The sequence below is a fragment of the Pseudomonas sp. S1_G07 genome (assembly GCF_054668565.1).
Window position 1 is genome coordinate 517,503 of sequence record NZ_CP162778.1, and the last position, 22,467, is coordinate 539,969.

Genomic DNA, 22,467 nt, shown 5'->3' on the forward strand with positions numbered 1-22,467 from the left:
GGCATCACCACGCCTGTAAGGAACCTGCCCCATGAACCACGACGTCATCATCACCTGCGCACTCTCCGGTGCTGGCGACACGACCGCCAGAAGCCCACACGTGCCGGTCACTCCCAAACAAATCGCGGCGGCCGCAGTTGAAGCCGCCAAGGCCGGCGCCACCGTGGTGCACTGCCACGTACGCGACCCGCACACCGGCAAGTTCAGCCGCGACGTGGCCCTGTACCGCGAAGTGATGGAGCGCATCCGTGAGGCCGACATCGACATCATCGTCAACCTCACCGCCGGCATGGGCGGCGACCTGGAGATCGGTGGCGGCGAGAACCCGATGGCGTTCGGTCCCAACACCGATCTGGTTGGCCCGTTGACGCGCCTGGCCCATGTGGAAGAGCTGCTGCCGGAAATCTGCACCCTGGACTGCGGCACCCTGAACTTCGGCGATGGCGACACCATTTACGTGTCCACCCCGGCGCAACTGCGCGCCGGGGCCAAACGCATCCAGGAACTGGGCGTAAAGGCCGAGCTGGAAATCTTCGACACCGGCCACCTGTGGTTCGCCAAACAGATGATCAAGGAAGGCCTGCTCGACAACCCCCTGTTCCAGCTATGCCTGGGTATCCCGTGGGGCGCGCCGGCCGACACCACGACCATGAAAGCCATGGTCGACAACCTGCCGGCCGACGCGGTGTGGGCCGGTTTCGGTATCGGGCGCATGCAAATGCCGATGGCGGCGCAAGCGGTGCTGCTGGGCGGCAACGTGCGGGTCGGCCTGGAAGACAACCTGTGGCTGGACAAAGGCGTACTCGCCACCAATGGCCAGCTTGTGGAGCGGGCGAGTGAAATCCTCAGCCGCCTGGGGGCTCGGGTCATGACCCCGGCGCAAGGGCGCGTGAAAATGGGGTTGACCAAGCGCGGCTGACTCGCCGCCCAAACCGAATCAAAAATGTGCGAGCGGGCTTGCTCGCACAGGGGATCATCGAACGCCTTAGGAATGTGCCATGAGCTTTATCACTGAAATCAAAACCTTCGCCGCCCTCGGCAGCGGCGTAATCGGCAGCGGCTGGGTGTCCCGCGCCCTGGCCCATGGCCTGGATGTGGTCGCCTGGGACCCGGCGCCCGGCGCTGAAGCGGCGCTGCGCAAACGCGTCGCCAATGCCTGGGGCGCGCTGGAGAAACAGGGCCTGGCACCCGGTGCATCGCAGGACCGCCTGCGCTTTGTCGCCACCATCGAAGCGTGCGTGCAAGACGCTGACTTCATCCAGGAAAGCGCCCCGGAACGCCTGGAACTGAAACTGGACCTGCACAGCAAGATCAGTGCGGCAGCCAAGCCGAATGCGTTGATTGGTTCGAGCACATCCGGCCTGTTGCCAAGCGAGTTCTACGAGGGTTCGACCCACCCGGAACGTTGCGTGGTCGGGCACCCGTTCAACCCGGTGTACCTGCTGCCACTGGTGGAAGTGGTGGGCGGCAGGCACACCGCGCCGGAGGCGATCCAGGCGGCGATCCAGGTGTACGAATCCCTCGGAATGCGCCCGTTGCATGTCCGCAAGGAAGTCCCTGGTTTCATCGCCGACCGCTTGCTCGAAGCGCTATGGCGTGAGGCGCTGCACCTGGTCAATGACGGCGTAGCCACCACCGGCGAGATCGATGACGCGATTCGCTTTGGCGCCGGGTTGCGCTGGTCGTTCATGGGCACCTTCCTCACCTACACCCTGGCGGGCGGCGATGCCGGCATGCGCCACTTCATGGCGCAGTTCGGCCCGGCGTTGCAGTTGCCGTGGACCTACCTGCCGGCACCGGAACTGACCGACAAGTTGATCGACGACGTGGTCGACGGCACCCGCGATCAGCTGGGCAAACACAGCATTGCGGCGCTGGAGCGCTATCGTGATGATTGCCTGTTGGCGGTGCTCGAAGCGGTGAAGGCGACCAAGGAAAAACACGGTATGACTTTCGCCGAATAAGCCTGTGGGAGCGGGCTTGCCCGCTCCCACATTTCTGACCGCGTACATAGCCGGAATTTATGCGATGCCCGCACTCACCACCTACACCACCCAAGTCCAGCCCGCCTGGGTCGACTACAACGGCCATCTGCGCGACGCGTTCTATTTGCTGATCTTCAGCTACGCCACCGATGCGCTGATGGACACCCTGGGCCTGGACAGCGACAACCGCGAAGCCAGCGGCCATTCGTTGTTCACCCTGGAACTGCACCTGAACTACCTGCACGAAGTGAAGCTTGGCGCCGAGGTAGAAGTGCGCACCCAATTGATTGCCCACGACGCCAAGCGCCTGCACCTCTACCACAGCCTGCATGGGGTGGGCGACGAGAAGGAACTGGCGGGCAACGAGCAGATGCTGCTGCACGTCGATCTGGCCGGCCCGCATTCGGCACCGTTTACCGAGGCGACGCTGCAAAGACTCATCGCTATCAGCGCGCAACAGGTGGACCTGCCCAGGCCCGCGTTGCTTGGCCGCGTCATCGGCTTGCCGGCCAAAAAATAAGCAAAAAAAGCCCCGACCCAGCCGTGACTGGATCGAGGCAGAGGTGCCTTGTGTGAGCTGTACATCTCGAGGGTGACCAAACCGTCAAGCTGTGTGCCTGGATTCAGTGTGCCGATAAGTGCGTTCGGTGCATGGCCCGAAAACGACACGCTCATAGCCATCCGAGGCATTCGTGCATTCTGCCCTTGCCGCCCGCCTGGACGGCTACCAGAATCCAAGTCAGACCCACTCCCCTCACCAGGATAAACGTCATGATGCATGCGGATTTGATTGACCAGGATGACCTGCTGGGCCAACTGCGCTCACTGGGTTTCGAAGTCTCCAGTGGCTCGACCGCCGAACAGGCCTGCGAGTGCGCGGTACGCGGTTTGAGCGAAGCGCGGGCCAAGGCGCTCAAGGGCATGGTCGAGCAGATGTACACCGGCAGCGCGACGATTTTGCCGGCGGTGCGTCAGGCGATCGACAAGCAGCTGTTGCCGGCGCTGATGCAGTTCAAGCAGAACTCTCAAGCCTGACAATCCCCTGTGGCGAGCGGGCTTGCCCCGCTCGCCACCAGGTGGGTTTAAAGCCGTACGCTGGCGAACGTCGACTCATTGCGCGCCTGGCTCAACGCCGACATTGGCCCCGCCAACGGCGACAACACCAGCGCCTGCGGGATCGGCATCATCGCCACCTGCTGGGTGGTGTTGGAGCCAACGCGCTCATCCCGTGGCGGAATACCGAAGTACTCGCGGTAGCACTTGGAGAAGTGCGGCGTGGACACAAACCCGCACACCGACGCCACTTCGATGATCGACATCGGCGTTTGCTTGAGCAACTGCCGTGCACGAATCAGGCGCAGCTTGAGGTAGTAGCGCGACGGCGAGCAGTGCAGGTATTTCTGGAACAACCGCTCCAACTGACGCCGCGATACGGCGACGTACACCGCCAGCTCATCCAGGTCGATCGGCTCCTCCAGGTTGGCCTCCATCAGCGCGACGATTTCCTGCAGCTTCGGCTGGTTGGTGCCGAGCATGTGCTTGAGCGGCACGCGCTGGTGATCCTGTTCGTTGCGGATGCGTTCGTACACGAACATCTCGGAGATCGCCGCCGACAGTTCACGGCCGTGATCGCGGCTGATCAGGTGCAGCATCATGTCCAGCGGCGCGGTGCCGCCGGAGCTGGTGAAGCGGTTACGGTCGAGGGTGAACAGGCGGGTGCTCATCGACACCCGTGGGAAGGCTTCCTGCATCGACGCCAGGCACTCCCAGTGCACGCTGCAATCGAACCCATCGAGCAGACCGGCGCAGGCCAGGGCCCAGCTGCCGGTGCACACCGCACCAAGGCGACGTGACTGGCGCGCCTGGCTTTGCAGCCACGACACATGTTCACGGGTGACGGTACGCTGGATACCTACGCCACCGCACACAATCACGGTGTCCAGGGCCGGGGCTTTGTGCATGGAGGCATCGGGGGTGATTTGCAGACCGTCGCTGGCCCAGACCTGATTGCCATCGACACTCAGGGTCGTCCAGCGATACAGCTCACGGCCGGACAACTGGTTGGCCATGCGCAGTGGTTCCACTGCCGACGCCAGGGAAATCAGCGTGAAATTATCCAGCAGCAAAAAGCCGATGGATTGAGGCGCACGGTTCTGGGGTTGGGTCCCTGAGTTGAACGACGTCATCGCGGTATCTCCTCACACAAAGCGGGTGATGGCCTCAGGCGAGGCTCTTGTTATTGCGCTCGTTTCCAGCAAGAAGCGAGGCTTTGAATTGATAGAGCAAATGCCATGCCTAAAATTGAATGTGCATTCAATAAATCCTGAAAACGACCTGTTAGCGCGTCTATATAAGCCCGCACGAGAACTGCGGGATATGGTCTGAAAACGACGCGGGAGTCGATACACCAAGGGGCGTGAGCAGATCGGTAGCACTTGTGGGAAGGCGCTTTGAGAGGTGTGGGACAAGTCTGTCACCCAACGCACGGGGGACGGGTGGTCGAAGGCAAATCGTTTGGGAGCTACTTATCTGTTTGCGACGCGCTAAAAGGTGGCGTGATGGGCGTGTGATGTTCAATGTAGGAGCGAACATGTTCGCGAAGATCGTTAACGATGACGCGGGCATTCTGGATGAACGTGGCGCTCTCGGGTTCTTCGCGAGCAGGCTCGCTCCTACCGGGTCGTGGTCAGGTCAGCACTCAACGGCACTCACCGCCAACCCACCCCGCGACGTCTCTTTGTACTTGTCGTGCATATCCGCGCCGGTATCGCGCATGGTACGAATCACCCGGTCCAGGGAGATAAAGTGCTGCCCGTCACCACGCAGGGCCATTTGCGCAGCGTTGATCGCCTTGACCGCCGCAATCGCATTGCGCTCGATGCACGGCACTTGCACCAGCCCGCCCACCGGGTCGCAGGTCAGGCCGAGGTTGTGTTCCAGGCCGATTTCGGCTGCGTTGCACAGTTGCTCCGGCGTGGCACCGAGGATTTCGGCCAGGCCGGCGGCGGCCATGGCGCAGGCCGAGCCCACTTCACCCTGGCAGCCGACTTCGGCACCAGAGATCGAGGCGTTCTTCTTGCACAGGATACCCACCGCCGCCGCACTGAGCAGATAGTCGACCACGTTGGCTTCGGTGACTTCGTCGCTGAACTTCATGAAGTAGTGCAGCACCGCCGGGATGATCCCCGCCGCACCGTTGGTCGGGGCTGTGACCATGCGCCCACCGGCGGCGTTTTCCTCGTTCACCGCCAAGGCGAACAGGTTGACCCACTCCATCGCACTCAAGGTCGAGCCGATCACATTCGGCTTGTTCAACTCCTGCAAACTGCGGTGCAACTTGGCGGCGCGACGGCGCACGTTGAGGCCGCCGGGCAGGATGCCTTCGTGCTTGAGGCCCTCCTCCACGCAAGCCTGCATGGCATGCCAGAGTTTCATCAGACCGCTGCGGATTTCTTCTTCGGAGCGCCAGACCTTTTCGTTGGCCAGCATCAACTCGGCGACGCGCAGGTTATGGGTCTTGCACAACTGCAACAACTCCACCGCGCTGGAAAAATCATAGGGCAACTGGGTGCGATCCATATCGGCCACACCGCTGCGGGCCTGGGCTTCATCCACCACGAAACCGCCACCTACCGAGTAGTACGTATCGCGGTGCAGCTCACCGTCATCGCCATACACCACCAACGTCATGGCGTTGGGGTGGAATGGCAGGTTTTCGTCGAGCAGGCGCATGTCCCGGGCCCACACGAATGGCACCGGCAAACGCCCATCGAGCAGGAGGGTGTCGGTCTCGCGCAAGGTATGGATACGCACGCCGATTTGCGACGGGTCGATTGCGTCCGGCCACTCGCCCATCAGCCCCATGATGGTTGCGGTGTCGCTGCCGTGGCCGATGCCGGTGGCCGATAACGAGCCGTACAGCTGAACTTCGACGCGCCGAACCTGTTCCAACAGTTCACGTTCACGCAACCCTTGAACGAACAACGCCGCAGCGCGCATGGGGCCGACGGTGTGAGAACTCGAAGGCCCGATGCCGATCTTGAACAAGTCGAAAACACTGATAGCCATTAACGTGGAACTCCGCAGGTGAGCAGGCCGGGCACCAAGGAGCTGCTACGCTCAGATCGCCCAGATGGCGGCATCATCAGGCTTTTACTTGCCGTCACGGCGTCTCACACCGACGCACTCATGCTCAGCAGCGGCGCTCGCGCTCAATCGTCTGTTTTGGCCGTTTTCAGCGGTGCAGATGGGCAAAAACTGCGGTTTTACCTTGGAAAAAACCTGTAAGCGACGTCACCGACACTGGATACGACCCTCCCTGTACTGGATACGACGCACCCTGTAGGCGTCAGATTTTCACTGGTACATGATCGGTCTCGACTCGTTTGCAAGGCACCGTGCCGTCGCTTTAAGCACGCACCAACCGCAACACTTATAAAGCGCGGCAAATGCCGCCAGAAAAAACACAGGAGTCTAGCCCCATGAAAGCTTCACCCTCGTTGTTGTTGGCCGCCATGCTGAGTCTGCCAGCCCTGGCACATGCGGCTGAACCGGAACAGTGCAAGACCGTCAACTTCTCCGATGTCGGCTGGACCGACATCACCGTCACCACCGCGACCACCAGCGAAATCCTCAAGGCGCTTGGCTACAAAACCAAAACCACAATGATTGCGGTACCGGTGACCTACAAGTCCCTGGCTGACGGCAAGAACATGGATGTCTTCCTCGGCAACTGGATGCCGACCATGGAAAACGACATCAAGCCGTACCGCGAGGCCGGCACCGTGGAAACCGTGCGCGCCAACCTGGAGAACGCCAAGTACACCCTGGCGGTCCCCGAGGCGCTATACAACAAAGGCCTGAAAGACTTCGCCGATATCGCCAAATTCAAGGACGAGCTGCAAGGCAAGATCTACGGCATCGAACCGGGTAACGATGGCAACCGCATCATCCAGACCCTGATCGACAAAGATGCCTTCGGCCTGAAAACCGCCGGCTTCAAAGTGGTCGAGTCCAGCGAAGCCGGGATGCTCTCCCAGGTTGCGCGTGCCGAAAAACGCGGCCAGGCCGTCGTGTTCCTCGGCTGGGAACCGCACCCGATGAACACCCGCTTCAAGATGAAGTACCTGACCGGTGGCGACGACTCGTTCGGCCCCAACTACGGCCAGGCCACCATCTACACCAACACCCGCAAGGGCTACACCCAGGAATGCAGCAACGTTGGCCAACTGCTGAAAAACCTGGTGTTCACCTTGAACATGGAAAGCACCCTGATGGGTAACGTCCTGGACGACAAGATGAAGCCCGAAGCCGCCGCCAAGGCCTGGCTGAAAAAGAATCCGCAAGTCCTCGACACCTGGCTCGCCGGTGTCACTACCGTGGATGGCAAACCTGGCCTGGAGGCCGTCAAAGCTTATCTCGCCAAATAGTGACCGCTGACCCCGGGCTGGTGCGCTGGCCCGGGATGTATTCCCTCTTCGCATGTGGACATTCACTACCATGCTGACTGAACAGAAAATCCCACTAGGCCAGTACATCGCTGCCTTCGTCGAATGGTTGACCCAACATGGCGCCAACTACTTCGACGCAATCGCATCGACACTGGAAACGATGATCCACGGCGTGACGTTTGCGCTGACCTGGTTCAATCCGCTGGCATTGATCGGTCTGATTGCGCTGCTCGCTCACTTTATTCAACGTAAATGGGGACTGACTGTTTTTGTCATCGCCTCCTTCCTGCTGATCCTCAACCTGGGGTACTGGCAGGAAACCATGGAGACCCTGGCGCAGGTATTGTTCGCCACCCTGGTCTGCGTGGTCATCGGCGTGCCGCTGGGCATTGTTGCCGCGCACAAACCGATGTTCTACACCATGATGCGGCCGGTGCTCGATCTGATGCAGACCGTACCGACCTTCGTCTACCTCATCCCTACCCTGACCCTCTTCGGGCTGGGTGTGGTGCCTGGTCTGATCTCCACGGTGGTGTTCGCAATTGCCGCGCCGATCCGCCTGACCTACCTGGGTATCCGCGATGTGCCGCAAGAATTGATGGACGCCGGCAAGGCCTTTGGCTGCTCGCGCCGTCAGTTGCTCTCGCGCATTGAACTGCCCCATGCCATGCCGAGCATTGCCGCCGGCATTACCCAATGCATCATGCTGTCGCTGTCGATGGTGGTGATCGCCGCCCTGGTGGGTGCCGATGGCCTCGGCAAGCCGGTGGTCAACGCGCTGAACACCGCTGACATCGCCCTGGGCTTCGAAGCCGGCCTGGCGATTGTGTTGCTGGCCATCATGCTCGACCGCATCTGCAAACAACCCGACGCTAAAGTAGGGGGTGATGCATGAGCATTATCCGATTCGACAAGGTCGACGTGATCTTTTCCAAAGACCCACGCGAAGCGCTCAAGCTGCTGGACCAGGGCCTGAGCCGTAACGAAATTCTGAAAAAGACCGGGCAGATTGTCGGCGTTGAAAAGGCCAGCCTGGACATCGAGAAAGGCGAGATCTGCGTGCTGATGGGTCTGTCCGGCTCCGGCAAGTCGAGCCTGCTGCGCTGCATCAACGGCCTCAACACCGTAAGCCGTGGCCAGCTGTTCGTGGAGCATGAAGGTCGCCAGATCGACATCGCGTCGTGCACCGATGCGGAACTTAAAATGATGCGCACCAAGCGCATCGCCATGGTGTTCCAGAAGTTCGCCCTGATGCCCTGGCTGACGGTGCGCGAGAACATCAGCTTCGGCCTGGAAATGCAGGGCCGCCCGGAAAAAGAACGGCGCAAGCTGGTTGACGAGAAACTCGAACTGGTGGGCCTGGCCCAGTGGCGCAACAAGAAGCCCGATGAACTGTCCGGTGGCATGCAGCAGCGCGTCGGCCTGGCCCGCGCGTTGGCAATGGACGCCGACATCCTGCTGATGGACGAACCCTTCTCCGCCCTCGACCCGTTGATCCGCCAGGGTCTGCAGGACGAGTTGCTGGAGCTGCAACGCAAGCTGAGCAAGACCATCGTTTTCGTCAGTCACGACCTCGACGAGGCGCTCAAGCTCGGCAGCCGCATCGCCATCATGAAAGACGGCAAGATCATCCAGTACAGCGTGCCGGAAGAGATCGTATTGAACCCGGCGGACGACTATGTGCGCACCTTCGTCGCCCATACCAACCCGCTGAACGTACTGTGCGGCCGCAGCCTGATGCGCACCCTGGACAACTGCACGCGGGTCAACGGTTCGGTTTGCCTGGACCCGGGCGGCGACTCGTGGCTGGACCTGGCCGAAGGCAACACCATCCAGGGCGCTCGCCAGAATGGCACGGTGATGAACCTGCAGAACTGGGCACCGGGGCAACCGGTGGAAGGTTTGGGTCGGGTGCCGACGCTGGTGGATTCGAATATCGGCATGCGCGATGCGTTGCAGATTCGTTACCAGACAGGGAACAAGCTGGTGCTGCATGACAACAACAAGGTGGTGGGGATACTCGGCGACAGTGAGCTCTACCATGCCCTGCTGGGCAAGAACCTGGGCTAAGCCACAACCGCCAGGCAAATGCGGGAGATTCCATGGTTGAGGGGCAACCCTCAACCAACCTTTGATTGGTATTCGGTTTGCCCTTTCAGCAAGGCAAACGCCATCCGGGCAAGCTTGCGAGCCAGCATTATCAGAACCTGAGTTGTGCTGTATGTCTGTGCCCGCTGCGCTTGGTAAAACGCTTTCCATGCTGCCGTCCGGCTAGCAGCCATCGCGGCGTTGTGCAGCAGACGCCCGCGTTCAGCCAATTGCGCCTCTCCCGCGCTATCGTTTTTTCGGCAGTCGACGAACGGGTGTTATAAAGACAGCCCGAAAATCCCAGGCATGCCCCGTATCGGTGCAAGGCCCTTGTGCGGGCCGTTCCAGGGGTTTTCCAGGAGTCAGTTGTCGCTGTTTCTCAAGTAGAAAATACCTGCCAGCAGCGACGATTTGTCGCAGAACTTATTTTTTGTTGATTGAACGTTCAATCAAAACAAAATAGACTGGCCTTCAAGCCGATGGACGTGATCGCCCGTCGGCAGGCCTAAGGAGAGGTGCTACATGCCCAAGGTCGGTATGCAACCCATACGCCGCCAGCAACTGATCGAAGCCACGATGACGGCGATCGATCAGGTCGGGATGGGAGATGCCAGCATTGCGCTGATCGCCCGTCTGGCCGGCGTGTCGAACGGCATCATCAGTCACTACTTTCGGGACAAGAACGGCCTGATCGCAGCGACCATGCAGTACTTGATGAGCGTGCTGATGGAAAACATCCACGCGCGTCGAAAGGCGTTGAAGGACGACAGCCCACGCGCCCACCTTCAGGTGATCGTCGCCGGCAACTTCGACGCCAGCCAGGTCAACGGCCCGGCAATGAAAACCTGGCTGGCCTTCTGGGCCTCCAGCATGCACCACCCGTCTTTGCACAGGTTGCAGCGGATCAACGATCAACGCCTGTATTCCAACCTGTGTTTTCAGTTCCGCCGGGTGCTGCCGCCGCCTGATGCACGCAGCGCAGCCCGAGGCCTGGCGGCCCTGATCGACGGTTTGTGGTTGCGCGGCGCCCTGTCGGGAGACGCTTTCGACACGGAACAGGCGCAACGCATCGCTCACGAATACATGGATTTCCAATTGGCCAAGCAGGTGAGTTAGAGCCCCTATAAATGCTCAACCCCTGAACGTCTGCCACGCAGTGTTGCCACACCCCTATGGCCCACTGTTCGGCGGGTACCGCCAACCACTTATGCACTTGCGAGGACTTTATGGCCCGTTTCGACCTGCAAAAACTCTACATTGACGGCGGCTACAGCGACGCTGGCAGCGATGCCACCTTCGAAGCCATCAACCCGGCTAACGGTGAAGTTCTCGCCCAAGTGCAACGCGCCACGAAAGAAGACGTTGAACGTGCCGTGGTCAGCGCTGAAAAAGGCCAGAAAATCTGGGCCGCCATGACCGCCATGGAGCGTTCGCGCATCCTGCGTCGCGCCGTCGACATCCTGCGCGAGCGCAACGATGAGCTGGCGGCCCTGGAAACCCTGGACACCGGTAAAGCCTTCTCCGAAACCAAATACGTCGACATCGTCACCGGCGCCGATGTGCTGGAATACTACGCAGGGCTGGTGCCCGCCATCGAAGGTGAGCAGATCCCGCTGCGCGACACATCGTTTGTCTACACCCGCCGCGAGCCGCTGGGCGTGGTGGCGGGTATCGGCGCATGGAACTACCCGATCCAGATCGCCCTGTGGAAATCCGCACCGGCCCTGGCCGCCGGTAACGCGATGATCTTCAAACCCAGCGAAGTCACCTCGCTGACCACCCTGAAACTGGCCGAGACCTACACCGAAGCCGGCGTTCCCGCCGGCGTGTTCAACGTCCTGACCGGCAGCGGCCGTGAAGTCGGCACCTGGCTGACCGAGCACCCGCGCATCGAGAAGGTCTCGTTCACCGGCGGCACCGACACCGGCAAGAAAGTCATGGCCAGCGCTTCGAGCTCGTCGCTCAAGGAAGTGACCATGGAGCTGGGCGGCAAGTCGCCATTGATCGTGTTCGAAGACGCCGACCTGGACCGCGCCGCCGACATCGCGATGATGGCCAACTTCTACAGCTCCGGCCAGGTGTGCACCAACGGCACCCGCGTGTTCGTGCCCAAGCACCTGCAAGCCGCGTTCGAAGCCAAGATCGTCGAGCGTGTGGCGCGCATCCGTGTGGGCGACCCGCAGGATGACAACACCAATTTCGGCCCGCTGGTCAGCTTCGCCCACATGGAAAGCGTGCTGGGTTATATCGCCAAGGGTAAAGAGCAAGGCGCGCGTCTGCTGTGCGGCGGCAACCGCCTGACCGATGGCGACTTCGCCAAGGGCGCATTCGTGGCCCCGACCGTGTTCACCGATTGCACCGACGACATGGTGATCGTGCGTGAAGAAATCTTCGGCCCGGTGATGAGCATCCTCACCTATGAAACCGAAGAAGAAGTGATCCGCCGCGCCAACGACACCGACTTCGGCCTGGCCGCCGGCCTGGTGACCAGGGACCTGAACCGCGCCCACCGCGTGATTCATCAGCTGGAAGCGGGTATCTGCTGGATCAACGCCTGGGGCGAGTCCGACGCGAAGATGCCGGTCGGCGGTTACAAACAATCGGGTGTTGGCCGTGAGAACGGGATCAGCTCGCTCAATAACTTCACGCGCATCAAGTCTATTCAAGTTGAGCTGGGGGATTACGCATCGGTGTTCTGATGCGCTGATCCAGCGGCAAGCTGCAAGCTGCAAGCTGCAAGTAAAAGCAGTTTGAGTTTGCCGCACGCTCTCATGAACACCACTTGCTGCTCTTTCTTGCAGCTTGAAGCTTGGAGCTCGCAGCTCTCAGCTCTCAAGGAGACCCCATGACTCAAGAATACGACTACATCATTGTTGGCGCAGGTTCTGCGGGCAACACCTTAGCGACCCGTCTGACCGAAGACGAAGGCGTCACCGTCCTGCTGCTGGAAGCCGGCGGCCCCGACTACCGTCTCGACTTCCGGACCCAGATGCCCGCCGCCCTGGCCTTTCCGCTGCAAGGCCGCCGCTACAACTGGGCCTACGAAACCGATCCAGAGCCACACATGGACGGCCGGCGGATGGAATGCGGTCGCGGCAAGGGCCTGGGCGGCTCTTCGCTGATCAACGGCATGTGCTACATCCGTGGCAACGCCATGGACTACGACAACTGGGCAAAACTTCCAGGGCTGGAAAACTGGACGTACCTGGACTGCCTGCCCTATTTCAGAAAAGCTGAAACTCGGGACATCGGCCCCAACGACTACCACGGTGGCGAAGGCCCGGTCAGCGTGACCACGCCCAAAGCCGGCAACAACCCGCTGTTCCACGCCATGGTCGAAGCCGGTGTACAAGCCGGTTACCCACGTACCGAAGACTTGAACGGTTACCAGCAAGAAGGCTTCGGCCCGATGGACCGTACCGTCACGCCCAACGGTCGTCGCGCCAGCACCGCACGCGGTTACCTGGACACGGCTAAAAAGCGTTCCACGCTGACCATCGTCACCCACGCCCTCACCGACAAAGTCTTGTTCGAAGGCAAGCGTGCCGTGGGTGTGCGTTACCTGATCGGCGCCGCCGAAGAGCGCATTGAAGCCCGTGCGCGCAAAGAAGTGCTGGTATGCAGCGGCGCGATCGCTTCGCCACAACTGCTGCAACGCTCCGGTGTGGGCCCGGCCAAGCTGCTGGAAAGCCTCGACATCCCGGTGGTCCACGACCTGCCTGGCGTCGGCGAAAACCTGCAGGATCACCTTGAGCTGTACCTGCAATACGCGTGCACTCAGCCGGTGTCGCTGTACCCGTCGCTGCTCTGGTACAACCAACCGGCCATCGGTGCCGAGTGGCTGTTCAACGGCACCGGCATCGGTGCCAGCAACCAGTTCGAAGCGGGTGGTTTTATCCGTTCGCGTCCGGAATTCGAGTGGCCGAATATCCAGTACCACTTCCTGCCGGTGGCGATTAACTACAACGGCAGCAACGGCGTGAAAGAGCATGGTTTCCAGGCGCACATGGGCTCCATGCGTTCGCCGAGCCGTGGCCGCGTGCAACTGAAGTCGAAGAACCCACGGGACTACCCGAGCATCCTCTTCAACTACATGGCCACCGAACAGGATTGGCAGGAATTCCGCGACGGCATCCGCCTGACCCGCGAAATCATGCAACAGCCGGCGCTGGACCCGTACCGTGGCCGCGAGATCAGCCCGGGCATCGAGGTGCAAACCGATGAGCAACTGGACAAGTTCATCCGCGAGCACGCCGAGACCGCGTTCCACCCGTCCTGCTCGTGCAAGATGGGCACCGACGAGATGGCGGTCGTGGATGGCGAAGGCCGCGTGCATGGCATGCAAGGCCTGCGTGTGGTCGATGCCTCGATCATGCCGATCATCACCACCGGCAACCTGAACGCGCCAACGATCATGATCGCCGAGAAAATCGCCGACAAGATCCGTGGCCGCCAACCGCTGCCGCGCAGCACCGCCGATTACTACGTGGCGGGCGATGCACCGGTGCGGGGCAAGCCGTTGCGTGAAGTGGGGCCGTTGGCGCAATAACTCCTCCTCTGTGGCAAGCGGGCTTGCCCCGCTCGCCACAATGGAGCACTTGCCACAAAGAATCACCTCTCCTTGATCAGCCCCCGGCCCAGGCCTACTCTGTTTGCCTGCCCGCGCTGAGCCGCCCACAAGGAAGGCCCCATGTTCGACCACCACGCCACACTCAAGAAACACTTCAGTGCCCTGCGCACCACCGCCCAATTTTTCTCCCTGCGCTACGTGCGCGAATCCGGCCACTCCCTGTCGGTGCGCAAGAACGTCGCCGAACCGCCGCACCTGAGCCACGACGAAGGCGCCATGCTCACCGTGCGCCTCAACGGGGTGGAAGCCTACGCCGCGACTAACGATATCTCGCTTGCCGGCCTGCAAGCCGCCCTCGAGCGCGCCGAACAGCAAGCCCGGCGCATCAAACCCCACGCGCTGCTCGACCTGCGCGAGCAACAGGTGTCCAGCGACATAGCCGACTACCTGTCGCCCGACCTCGAGCAGCCCTTCCCCTCCTTGAGCGACTGCTACCAACTGCTGGGCGACGAGTCTGCCGCCGTGCCCAAGGACGAGCGTCTGGTGAGCTGGGATGTGAGCCTGGGCCTGACCCACGTCGAGCAGATCTACCTCAACAGTGCCGGCGCCGAACTGCGCCAGGCCCAGCGTTTTGTATTCCCCGGCGTCAACGTCACGGCCTTTGATGGCAACGATAGCCAGACCCGCACCCTCGGCGGCACCAACTTCGGCCAACAAGGCGGCGTTGACGTGATCAGCCGCTTCGGCCTGGTCGGTGCAGCACCACGGGTAGCCGACGAAGCGCTGCAATTGCTGCTGGCGCCGAACACCCCCCAAGGCCCGCGCGACCTGCTGTTGATGCCTGACCAGATGATCCTGCAGATCCACGAATCCATCGGCCACCCGCTGGAACTGGACCGTATCCTCGGCGACGAGCGCAATTACGCCGGCACCAGCTTTGTGAAGGCCAGCGACTTCGGCCACCTGCAATACGGCTCCAAACTGCTCAACGTGACCTTCGACCCGGACATCCCCGAGCAACTCGCCAGCTACCGCCATGACGACGACGGCACCGCCGCCAGCAAGCAGTTCCTGATCCGCGAAGGGCTGCTGCTCAAACCGCTGGGCGGGGCGCTGTCGCAATTCCGTTCAGGCCTGGGCGGTGTCGCCAACAGCCGCGCCAGCAGCTGGAACCGCGCGCCGATCGACCGCATGGCCAACCTGAATATCGAAGCCGGCGACAAGAACCTCGCGCAGCTGATTGGCGGCATCGAACACGGCATCCTGATGTCGACCAACCGTTCGTGGTCCATCGACGATGCGCGCAATAAATTCCAGTTCGGTTGCGAATGGGGCCAGTTGATTGAAAACGGCGAGCTCAAGGGCGTGGTGAAGAACCCCAACTATCGAGCGATCTCCGCACAGTTCTGGCGCAAGCTCAGCGCCGTGGGCGACGCCAGCACCTTCAAGGTGCTGGGCACGCCCAACTGTGGCAAAGGCGAGCCCAACCAGGTGATCCGTGTCGGCCATGCGTCGCCGGCCTGTGTATTCAGCAATGTCGACGTATTTGGGGGAGATGCCTGATGAATGATTTCAAGGCACTGGTGGGCTGGCTCAAGCAGGCCATCACCGACAACGAGCAATTTCACCTGAGCTATGCGGCGGAGGCGTCCGAGTTCGTGCGTTTCAACCACGCCAGGGTGCGCCAGGCCGGGCAGGTGCAACAGGCCAGCCTCAACCTCAAGCTGATCAACGACGGGCGCCATGCCGACCTCGGCATCACCCTGGCCGGTGAACCTGAGTTGGACCGCCAGCGCCTCGCCGACGGTTTGCAGCAACTGCGCGAGACCTTGCCGTTGCTGCCACAGGACCCGTATCTGTTGCTGAACCATGACGCCTGGCAAAGCCACAACGAACAGGCGCGGCCATTGCCCGAGCTGGCCCAGGTGCTGGAGGAAATCAGCCAGGCCGCAGAAGGGGTCGACCTGGTGGGCTTCTACGCCGCCGGCCCGATCAGCCGTGGGTTTGCCAGTTCGGACGGGGCATTCGGCTGGCACCAGGCTAATAGCTTCAACTTTGATTTCAGCCTGTTCCACGCCAACGGCGAAGCGGTGAAAGCCAGCTATTCCGGGCATACCTGGAACAGCGCCGAGTTCGCCCGCCGCGTCCAGCAGGCCCGCGACCAGCTTGAGTTCCTCGGCCGGCCATTGCACACATTGGCGCCCGGGCAATACCGCGCCTACCTGGCCCCGGCGGCACTCGAGGAGATCATCAGCATCATCACCTGGGGTGGTTTCTCCGCCCAGGCCATCGCCAGCAAAGGCAGCTCGCTGCAACGGCTGTATGCCGGTGAGCAACACCTGAGCGAGCAGGTAACAGTGAGCGAACAGGTCAGCGGCTCCCTGAGCCAGGCGTTCTCCACCGAAGGCTACCCGCGCAGTGACGTCACGCTGATCAACGCCGGCCAGGCCGACGGCCAACTGGTCAACTCGCGCAGCGCCGCCGAATATGGCCTCGGCGCCAACGGCGCCAGCAGCGACGAATCTCCCAGCGCCTTGCAGATGGCAGCCGGCAACCTGGCCCAGGCCGATATCCTCAAGCAGTTGGGCACCGGGCTGTACATCAGCAACCTGTGGTACCTGAACTACTCCGACCTGCCGGCCGCACGCCTCACCGGCATGACGCGCTTCGCCACGTTCTGGGTGGAGGACGGCGAGATCAAGGCGCCGGTCAGCACCATGCGCTTTGATGACAGCCTCTACAGCCTGCTCGGCTCGCAGCTGGAAGCGCTGACGGTTGAACGAGAACTGCTGCTGTCGGCCAGTACGTACAGCCAGCGCAACACCGCGTCCAACCTGTTGCCGGGGGCCCTGGTCAAACGCCTGACCCTGACCCTCTGACCACAATCGCGCAGGAGCGAGGGGGACGCCTAGTTCTTGCTCGCGAAAAACTCAAGAGCGCCGCGGTCATCCAGAATGACCGCGTTATCGTTGACGATTTTCGCGAGCACGCTCGCTCCTACAGGGGTTTATGTGGATTTCAGGCCGTTCAATCCAGCGATTCCTAGCGCTGAATCCCATTTCACACATCTGCGCGTGCTGTCGGTTGTCGGCCATAAAAAAGCTCGTTATAACGGTTAGTGGCACCCCGCCCCCCTCACCCACGAGAGCATGACCTTGCCCGGGAAGGGCAAGCTGGAGCGTTGACATGAACCATGGAAGTTTTGTCATTGAGAAGCTGTACAAACACTACAACGTCCACGTAGAGCAGATGGGTTCCGATCCAGGCAGGAAAACGGTACTGATGGTCAACGGCGCGCTGTCCACCACCCGCTCCTTCGCCCGCACCAGCAAATGCCTGGCCGAGCATTTCAATGTGCTGCTGTTCGATTTGCCGTTCTCTGGCTATTCCCGTGAGCACAACACCGACCTCGACCTGGTGACCAAGGACGACGAGGTCCAGATCCTGCGCGCCCTGGTCGAGCGCTTCCAGGTCAATCACCTGGTGTCGGCCTCCTGGGGCGGCATCTCCACGCTGCTGAGCCTGGCGCACAACCCGCCATCGATTGAAAGCTCGGTGGTGATGGCCCTGGCGCCCAACCTCAACCCGGCGATGCTCGACTACGTTGAGCAGGTGCGCGTGCTGATCGAGGCCGATGACAAATCCGCCGTGGGTCATTTGCTCAACGAGACAGTCGGTAAATACCTGTCGCCACGCCTCAAGCGCAACAACCACCGCCACCTGTCGAGCATGGCCACCACCGAGTACCGCCAGGCGCGCTTTCATATCCATCAGGTGCTGGCCCTGGGTGATGGCAACTACCTGCCGGCACTCAGGCAAATCAAAACGCCCGTGCATTTCCTCAACGGCGCGTTGGACGAATATACCCCCGCCGCCGATGCCCAATTGTTCAAACACTATGTGAGCGGCAGCAGTTTCGCCGTGGCGGAGCATACCGGCCATTTGCTCGACCTGGAGTCCCGCGAAGCCGCGCTGGCGGTACACCGGGCGCTGTTGGATTTTTTGGTGGGCGAGCACGCGGCGTTGTCAGATTTAGACGAACCGCCAGTGGGAAAAGAAGCGACGAATGACGCATAATTGCCGACACATAGCCTGCTAACAAAAGGTCCTCCATGCCGAATCGCGCCCCTCTCGATGCCAAGACCGCCCGCTGGCTACCCTGGGTGGTCGCGATTGCCTTCTTCATGCAATCGCTGGATGGGACGATTCTCAACACGGCATTGCCGGCGATGGCCCGGGACCTCGCGGAAAACCCACTGCGCATGCAAGGGGTGGTGATCGCCTACATGCTCACCGTCGCCTTGTTGATTCCGGCGTCGGGCTGGATCGCCGACCGTTTCGGCACCAAGAAAATCTTCTTTGGCGCGATCATGCTGTTCAGCATCGGCTCGCTGTTGTGCGCCCTGTCCAGCAGCCTGACCCTACTGGTGGCCGCGCGGGTGATCCAGGGCCTGGGCGGTGCGTTGATGCTGCCGGTCGGGCGGCTGGTGGTGCTGCGCGCCTACCCCCGTTCCGAGCTGGTGCGGATCATGGGCTTCATTACCATCCCCGGCCTGCTCGGCCCCCTGCTCGGCCCGACCATGGGCGGCTGGATGGTGCAATACCTGACCTGGCACTGGATCTTCCTGATCAACCTGCCGGTGGGCATGATCGGTTGTTATGCCGTGTGGAAATTCATCCCCGACCTGCGCGGCACCGAGCGCACCCGCTTCGACGGCCTCGGTTTCCTGCTGTTTGGCGCGGCGATGGTGCTGATCACCATCGCCATGGAAGGCCTGGGCGAACTGCACCTGCCGCACCTGCGGGTGATGTTGCTGCTGTTCGGCGGGATGGCCTGTCTGGCGGCGTACTGGCTGCGCGCCGGGCATATCGACAACCCGCTGTTCTCCCCGGTGCTGTTCAAGACCCGCACCTTTGCCGTGGGCATTCTCGGCAACCTGTTCGCGCGCCTGGGCAGTGGCGCACTGCCGTTCCTGGTGCCGTTGCTGTTGCAGGTAGCGCTGGGTTATTCGCCCTCGCAAGCGGGTATGAGCATGCTGCCCCTGGCGGTGGCGGCGATGTTTGCCAAATCGGTGGCGCGGCCATTGATCGAGCGCCTGGGCTACCGCGTGGTGTTGACCGCCAACACCCTGGCGCTGGGCATGATGCTGGCGAGCATGGGCCTGGTCAGCGAACAGACGCCCTACCCGGTGCTGCTGGGCATGCTGGCGGTGCTGGGGGCGATCAACTCGCTGCAGTTCACCGCGATGAACACCGTGACCCTGATCGACCTCGACGACGCCCAGGCCAGCAGCGGCAACAGTTTGCTGTCAGTAGTGGCGCAGCTGTCCCTGAGCCTGGGCGTGGCCTGCGCCGGCGCGCTGCTTGGCGGATTTACCGCCGACCCCGGCAACGACGGCGTGAGTACGGTGCTCGGTGCCTTTCAACTGACCTTCCTCACCGTAGGCATCATGGCGATGCTGGCCGCGGCGATATTCCTGCAATTGTCGCCAAAAGACGGCAAACGCGCGGTCAGCCCGGAGCAGCATATCGAGCATTGAAGCAGCTGCAAGCTTCAAGTTGTAAGCTTCAAGCTTGCGGCTTGCAGCTGATAACTTGTCGCTGGCCCCCTACTCCTCGTCGAGAACATACAAAGAAATCCAAGGGGGCCTGCTACACTGCGCGACATTTTGTTTTGCAGAGCCAGTCCCGTGACTACCATCGCCACCGCTTTTAATACTTTGCCCCTGTCCGCCGCCATGCTGGCTAACCTCGACTCGCTGGGTTATGTCGAGATGACGCAGATCCAGGCGCAAAGCTTGCCGGTGATCCTCAAGGGGCTGGACCTGATTGCCCAGGCCAAGACCGGCAGCGGCAAGACCGCCGCCTTCGGCATCGGCCTGTTGAACCCGATCAACCCGCGTTATTTCGGCTGCCAGGCGCTGGTGATGTGCCCTACCCGTGAGCTGGCCGACCAGGTCGCCAAGGAAATCCGCCGCCTGGCCCGCGCCGAAGACAACATCAAGGTACTGACCCTGTGCGGCGGCGTGTCCCTCGGCCCGCAGATCGCCTCCCTGGAGCACGGTGCCCACGTGATCGTCGGCACCCCGGGCCGTATCCAGCAACACCTGCGCAAAGGTTCGCTGGTGCTCGACGGCCTGAACACGCTGATCCTCGACGAAGCCGACCGCATGCTCGACATGGGCTTCTACGACGCCATCGAAGACATCATCAGCAAGACCCCTCCACGCCGCCAGACCCTGCTGTTCTCGGCCACCTACCCGGTGAGCATCAAGCAGCTGGCCTCGAAGTTCATGCGCGCGCCGCAGCAGGTCAAGGCCGAAGCGTTCCACTCCGACGACCAGATCGAGCAGCGTTTCTACGAGATCTCCCCGGAGGAGCGCATGGACGCCGTGACCAAGGTGCTCGCGCACTTCCGCCCGGCCTCGTGCGTGGCGTTCTGCTTTACCAAGCAGCAAGTGCAGGAAACCGTGGATCACCTGACGGCCAAGGGTATTTCCGCCGTCGGCCTGCATGGCGACCTGGAACAGCGTGACCGTGACCAGGTCCTGGCGATGTTCGCCAACCGCAGCACCTCAGTGCTGGTAGCCACCGACGTCGCCGCCCGTGGCCTGGACATTGACGCGCTGGACATGGTGATCAACGTCGAACTGGCTCGCGACTCGGAAATCCACATCCACCGCGTCGGCCGTACCGGTCGCGCCGGTGAGACCGGGATCGCTATCAGCCTGGTGGCACCGTCCGAAGCGCATCGTGCCCAGGCCATCGAGCAGTTGCAGAAATCGCCACTGAACTGGGACCAACTGGACAACCTCAAGCCGCAAAGCGGCGGGCCGCTGCTGCCGCAGATGAGCACCCTGTGCATCGCCGCCGGCCGTAAAGACAAAGTGCGCCCGGGCGACATCCTCGGCGCGCTGACCGGTGAAGCCGGCATTCCGGGGGCCCAGGTGGGCAAGATCGCAATCTTCGACTTCCAGGCCTTCGTCGCCGTGGAACGCAGCGTCGCCAAGCAGGCGCTGCAGCGTTTGAACGACGGCAAGATCAAGGGCCGTTCGTTGCGCGTGCGGATCCTGTAAAAAACCCACCACCCTCGCTCCTACAGGGATCGTACTGATTCATAGATGAGGACATTGCTGTGCGCTCGACCGAAGTTGTGATCATTGGCGCCGGCGCCGCAGGCTTGATGTGCGCGCTGACCGCCGCCGGGCGTGGGCGCAAGGTGATGCTGATCGACCATGCGAACAAGGCCGGCAAAAAGATCCTGATGTCCGGCGGTGGCCGCTGCAATTTCACCAATATGTACACCGAGCCGGCCAACTTCCTCTCGCACAACGCGCACTTCTGCAAGTCCGCCCTGGCCCGCTATACCCAGTGGGATTTCATCGCACTGGTGGCCAAGCACGGCGTGCCGTACCACGAGAAGAAGCTCGGCCAGCTGTTCTGCGACAACAAGTCCAGCGACATCCTCGGCATGCTGCTCGACGAGTGCATCCAGACCGGCGTGAGCCTGCACCTGGACACCTCGATCGAGGAAATCGCCAAGCTCGAAAACGGCTATCAGTTGCAGACCACCTTGGGTGAGCTGCGCTGCGAATCCCTGGTCATCGCCACCGGCGGCTTATCGATCCCGACCCTGGGCGCCACCGGTTTCGGTTACCAGGTGGCCAGGCAATTCGGCCACGAACTGCTGCCGACCCGCGCCGGGCTGGTGCCGTTCACCATCACCGATCAGCTCAAGGACCTGTGTGGCGAACTGTCGGGCACCTCGGTGGATTGCCTGGTCAGCTGCAACGGCCAGAGCTTTCGCGAGAACCTGCTGTTTACCCATCGCGGCCTGAGCGGGCCGGCGATTTTGCAGATTTCCTCGTACTGGGAGCCCGGCGATACGGTGGAGATCAACCTGCTGCCCGACCACGACGCCCACACCTGGTTGCAACAGCAACAGGCCGAGCGCCCCAACAGCGAACTGAAAACCCTGCTGGGGGAGATTTTCACCAAGAAGATGGCCAACCTGCTGGCCGAAACCTGGTTTGTGTCCAAGCCAATGAAGCAATACACCCACGCCGAAGTGGCCGATATCGCGCAAAAACTGGCGAGCTGGCAACTGGTGCCGGCGGGTACCGAAGGCTATCGCACCGCCGAAGTGACGCTGGGCGGGGTGGATACGCGGGAAGTGTCGTCCAAGACCATGGAGTCGCTGAAAAGCCCTGGGCTGTACTTTATCGGTGAAGTGCTGGACGTGACCGGCCATCTGGGCGGGTTCAATTTCCAGTGGGCCTGGGCGTCGGGTTATGCGGCCGCGCAATACGTCTGACTTCGGCCTTGCAATGCAATCCCCTGTGGAGCTGGAATTAATTTTGCTCACCAATGTGAT

General features: G+C 61.7%; 18 protein-coding genes and 1 pseudogene. 16 read left to right on the plus strand and 3 right to left on the minus strand.

Annotated elements, in window-relative coordinates:
- Window positions 1–31: 31 nt before the first annotated feature.
- From AB4O05_RS02455 to AB4O05_RS02470, 4 genes are all read left to right on the plus strand, one after another.
- The gene (locus AB4O05_RS02455) at window positions 32–919 is read left to right on the plus strand and encodes a beta-keto acid cleavage family enzyme (protein WP_460133396.1); all 888 of its coding nucleotides are present in this window, start codon (window positions 32–34) and stop codon (window positions 917–919) included.
- A 79-nt stretch (window positions 920–998) separates the two neighbouring features.
- The gene (locus AB4O05_RS02460) at window positions 999–1,964 is read left to right on the plus strand and encodes an L-carnitine dehydrogenase (protein WP_460133394.1); all 966 of its coding nucleotides are present in this window, start codon (window positions 999–1,001) and stop codon (window positions 1,962–1,964) included.
- 64 nt (window positions 1,965–2,028) lie between these two features.
- The gene (locus tag AB4O05_RS02465) at window positions 2,029–2,505 is read left to right on the plus strand and encodes a thioesterase family protein (protein ID WP_460133393.1); all 477 of its coding nucleotides are present in this window, start codon (window positions 2,029–2,031) and stop codon (window positions 2,503–2,505) included.
- A 251-nt stretch (window positions 2,506–2,756) separates the two neighbouring features.
- Window positions 2,757–3,020, plus strand: coding sequence for a hypothetical protein (locus AB4O05_RS02470; RefSeq protein WP_460133392.1), 264 nt, complete (start codon window positions 2,757–2,759; stop codon window positions 3,018–3,020).
- 47 nt (window positions 3,021–3,067) lie between these two features.
- Here the strand turns inward: AB4O05_RS02470 and gbdR are convergent, their stop codons facing one another.
- Together gbdR and AB4O05_RS02480 are read right to left on the minus strand one after the other, a co-directional pair.
- Window positions 3,068–4,171, minus strand: a complete 1,104-nt coding sequence (gene gbdR / locus AB4O05_RS02475) for a choline metabolism transcriptional regulator GbdR (protein WP_460133390.1) — start codon at window positions 4,169–4,171, stop codon at window positions 3,068–3,070.
- A 505-nt stretch (window positions 4,172–4,676) separates the two neighbouring features.
- Entirely contained in the window at window positions 4,677–6,053 is a 1,377-nt protein-coding gene (locus tag AB4O05_RS02480; RefSeq protein WP_460133388.1) for an L-serine ammonia-lyase, read from the minus strand.
- Window positions 6,054–6,466: 413 nt separating this feature from the next.
- Between AB4O05_RS02480 and AB4O05_RS02485 the strand changes: the two genes are divergently transcribed.
- The 3 genes from AB4O05_RS02485 to choV all read left to right on the plus strand — a co-directional run bounded on the left by AB4O05_RS02485 (window position 6,467) and on the right by choV (window position 9,505).
- Window positions 6,467–7,414: a choline ABC transporter substrate-binding protein gene (locus AB4O05_RS02485; protein WP_460133387.1), complete on the plus strand. Its 948-nt coding sequence runs from the start codon at window positions 6,467–6,469 to the stop codon at window positions 7,412–7,414.
- A gap of 70 nt (window positions 7,415–7,484) precedes the next feature.
- Window positions 7,485–8,330 (plus strand): choline ABC transporter permease subunit, encoded by an 846-nt coding sequence (choW, locus tag AB4O05_RS02490; protein ID WP_010207125.1) that lies wholly within the window; start codon window positions 7,485–7,487, stop codon window positions 8,328–8,330.
- The gene (gene choV, locus AB4O05_RS02495; RefSeq protein ID WP_460133384.1) at window positions 8,327–9,505 is read left to right on the plus strand and encodes a choline ABC transporter ATP-binding protein; all 1,179 of its coding nucleotides are present in this window, start codon (window positions 8,327–8,329) and stop codon (window positions 9,503–9,505) included. Before choW ends, choV begins: the two co-directional genes overlap by 4 nt.
- Window positions 9,506–9,555: 50 nt before the next feature.
- Here choV and AB4O05_RS02500 read toward each other — a convergent pair.
- Window positions 9,556–9,738: pseudogene (locus AB4O05_RS02500) on the minus strand (IS110 family transposase); the annotation flags it as partial.
- 307 nt (window positions 9,739–10,045) lie between these two features.
- On the opposite strand from AB4O05_RS02500, the gene betI reads away from it, so the two are divergent.
- The 9 genes from betI to AB4O05_RS02545 all read left to right on the plus strand — a co-directional run bounded on the left by betI (window position 10,046) and on the right by AB4O05_RS02545 (window position 22,407).
- Window positions 10,046–10,639, plus strand: coding sequence for a transcriptional regulator BetI (gene betI, locus AB4O05_RS02505; protein WP_460133383.1), 594 nt, complete (start codon window positions 10,046–10,048; stop codon window positions 10,637–10,639).
- A 110-nt stretch (window positions 10,640–10,749) separates the two neighbouring features.
- A complete protein-coding gene (betB, locus tag AB4O05_RS02510; RefSeq protein WP_460133380.1) occupies window positions 10,750–12,222 on the plus strand; it encodes a betaine-aldehyde dehydrogenase in 1,473 nt (490 codons plus the stop codon).
- A gap of 146 nt (window positions 12,223–12,368) precedes the next feature.
- Complete coding sequence (gene betA / locus AB4O05_RS02515; protein WP_460133378.1) at window positions 12,369–14,072, plus strand: choline dehydrogenase; 1,704 nt, start codon at window positions 12,369–12,371, stop codon at window positions 14,070–14,072.
- Window positions 14,073–14,213: 141 nt separating this feature from the next.
- Window positions 14,214–15,656: a TldD/PmbA family protein gene (locus AB4O05_RS02520; RefSeq protein ID WP_460164831.1), complete on the plus strand. Its 1,443-nt coding sequence runs from the start codon at window positions 14,214–14,216 to the stop codon at window positions 15,654–15,656.
- Window positions 15,656–16,972: a TldD/PmbA family protein gene (locus AB4O05_RS02525; protein WP_460133376.1), complete on the plus strand. Its 1,317-nt coding sequence runs from the start codon at window positions 15,656–15,658 to the stop codon at window positions 16,970–16,972. Before AB4O05_RS02520 ends, AB4O05_RS02525 begins: the two co-directional genes overlap by 1 nt.
- 307 nt (window positions 16,973–17,279) lie before the next feature.
- Window positions 17,280–18,170 carry an alpha/beta fold hydrolase gene (locus AB4O05_RS02530; RefSeq protein ID WP_460133374.1) on the plus strand — a complete coding sequence of 297 codons (891 nt, stop codon included), beginning with the start codon at window positions 17,280–17,282 and terminating at the stop codon, window positions 18,168–18,170.
- 35 nt (window positions 18,171–18,205) lie between these two features.
- Window positions 18,206–19,633 carry a multidrug transporter subunit MdtD gene (gene mdtD, locus AB4O05_RS02535; RefSeq protein ID WP_460133372.1) on the plus strand — a complete coding sequence of 476 codons (1,428 nt, stop codon included), beginning with the start codon at window positions 18,206–18,208 and terminating at the stop codon, window positions 19,631–19,633.
- Window positions 19,634–19,831: 198 nt separating this feature from the next.
- Window positions 19,832–21,169, plus strand: coding sequence for an ATP-dependent RNA helicase DbpA (dbpA, locus tag AB4O05_RS02540; RefSeq protein WP_460137703.1), 1,338 nt, complete (start codon window positions 19,832–19,834; stop codon window positions 21,167–21,169).
- A 59-nt stretch (window positions 21,170–21,228) separates the two neighbouring features.
- Window positions 21,229–22,407, plus strand: a complete 1,179-nt coding sequence (locus AB4O05_RS02545) for a BaiN/RdsA family NAD(P)/FAD-dependent oxidoreductase (protein ID WP_460133371.1) — start codon at window positions 21,229–21,231, stop codon at window positions 22,405–22,407.
- Window positions 22,408–22,467 lie beyond the last annotated feature (60 nt).

Coding starts and splice junctions, on each gene's coding strand:
- AB4O05_RS02520 (WP_460164831.1), top strand. CDS start 14,214: ATGTTCGACCACCACGCCACACTCAAGAAACACTTCAGTGCCCTGCGC.
- AB4O05_RS02530 (WP_460133374.1), top strand. CDS start 17,280: ATGAACCATGGAAGTTTTGTCATTGAGAAGCTGTACAAACACTACAAC.
- AB4O05_RS02455 (WP_460133396.1), top strand. CDS start 32: ATGAACCACGACGTCATCATCACCTGCGCACTCTCCGGTGCTGGCGAC.
- AB4O05_RS02465 (WP_460133393.1), top strand. CDS start 2,029: ATGCCCGCACTCACCACCTACACCACCCAAGTCCAGCCCGCCTGGGTC.
- choW (WP_010207125.1), top strand. CDS start 7,485: ATGCTGACTGAACAGAAAATCCCACTAGGCCAGTACATCGCTGCCTTC.
- AB4O05_RS02460 (WP_460133394.1), top strand. CDS start 999: ATGAGCTTTATCACTGAAATCAAAACCTTCGCCGCCCTCGGCAGCGGC.
- AB4O05_RS02470 (WP_460133392.1), top strand. CDS start 2,757: ATGATGCATGCGGATTTGATTGACCAGGATGACCTGCTGGGCCAACTG.
- mdtD (WP_460133372.1), top strand. CDS start 18,206: ATGCCGAATCGCGCCCCTCTCGATGCCAAGACCGCCCGCTGGCTACCC.
- betB (WP_460133380.1), top strand. CDS start 10,750: ATGGCCCGTTTCGACCTGCAAAAACTCTACATTGACGGCGGCTACAGC.
- AB4O05_RS02525 (WP_460133376.1), top strand. CDS start 15,656: ATGAATGATTTCAAGGCACTGGTGGGCTGGCTCAAGCAGGCCATCACC.
- AB4O05_RS02480 (WP_460133388.1), bottom strand. CDS start 6,053: ATGGCTATCAGTGTTTTCGACTTGTTCAAGATCGGCATCGGGCCTTCG.
- betI (WP_460133383.1), top strand. CDS start 10,046: ATGCCCAAGGTCGGTATGCAACCCATACGCCGCCAGCAACTGATCGAA.
- dbpA (WP_460137703.1), top strand. CDS start 19,832: ATGCTGGCTAACCTCGACTCGCTGGGTTATGTCGAGATGACGCAGATC.
- betA (WP_460133378.1), top strand. CDS start 12,369: ATGACTCAAGAATACGACTACATCATTGTTGGCGCAGGTTCTGCGGGC.
- AB4O05_RS02485 (WP_460133387.1), top strand. CDS start 6,467: ATGAAAGCTTCACCCTCGTTGTTGTTGGCCGCCATGCTGAGTCTGCCA.
- gbdR (WP_460133390.1), bottom strand. CDS start 4,171: ATGACGTCGTTCAACTCAGGGACCCAACCCCAGAACCGTGCGCCTCAA.
- choV (WP_460133384.1), top strand. CDS start 8,327: ATGAGCATTATCCGATTCGACAAGGTCGACGTGATCTTTTCCAAAGAC.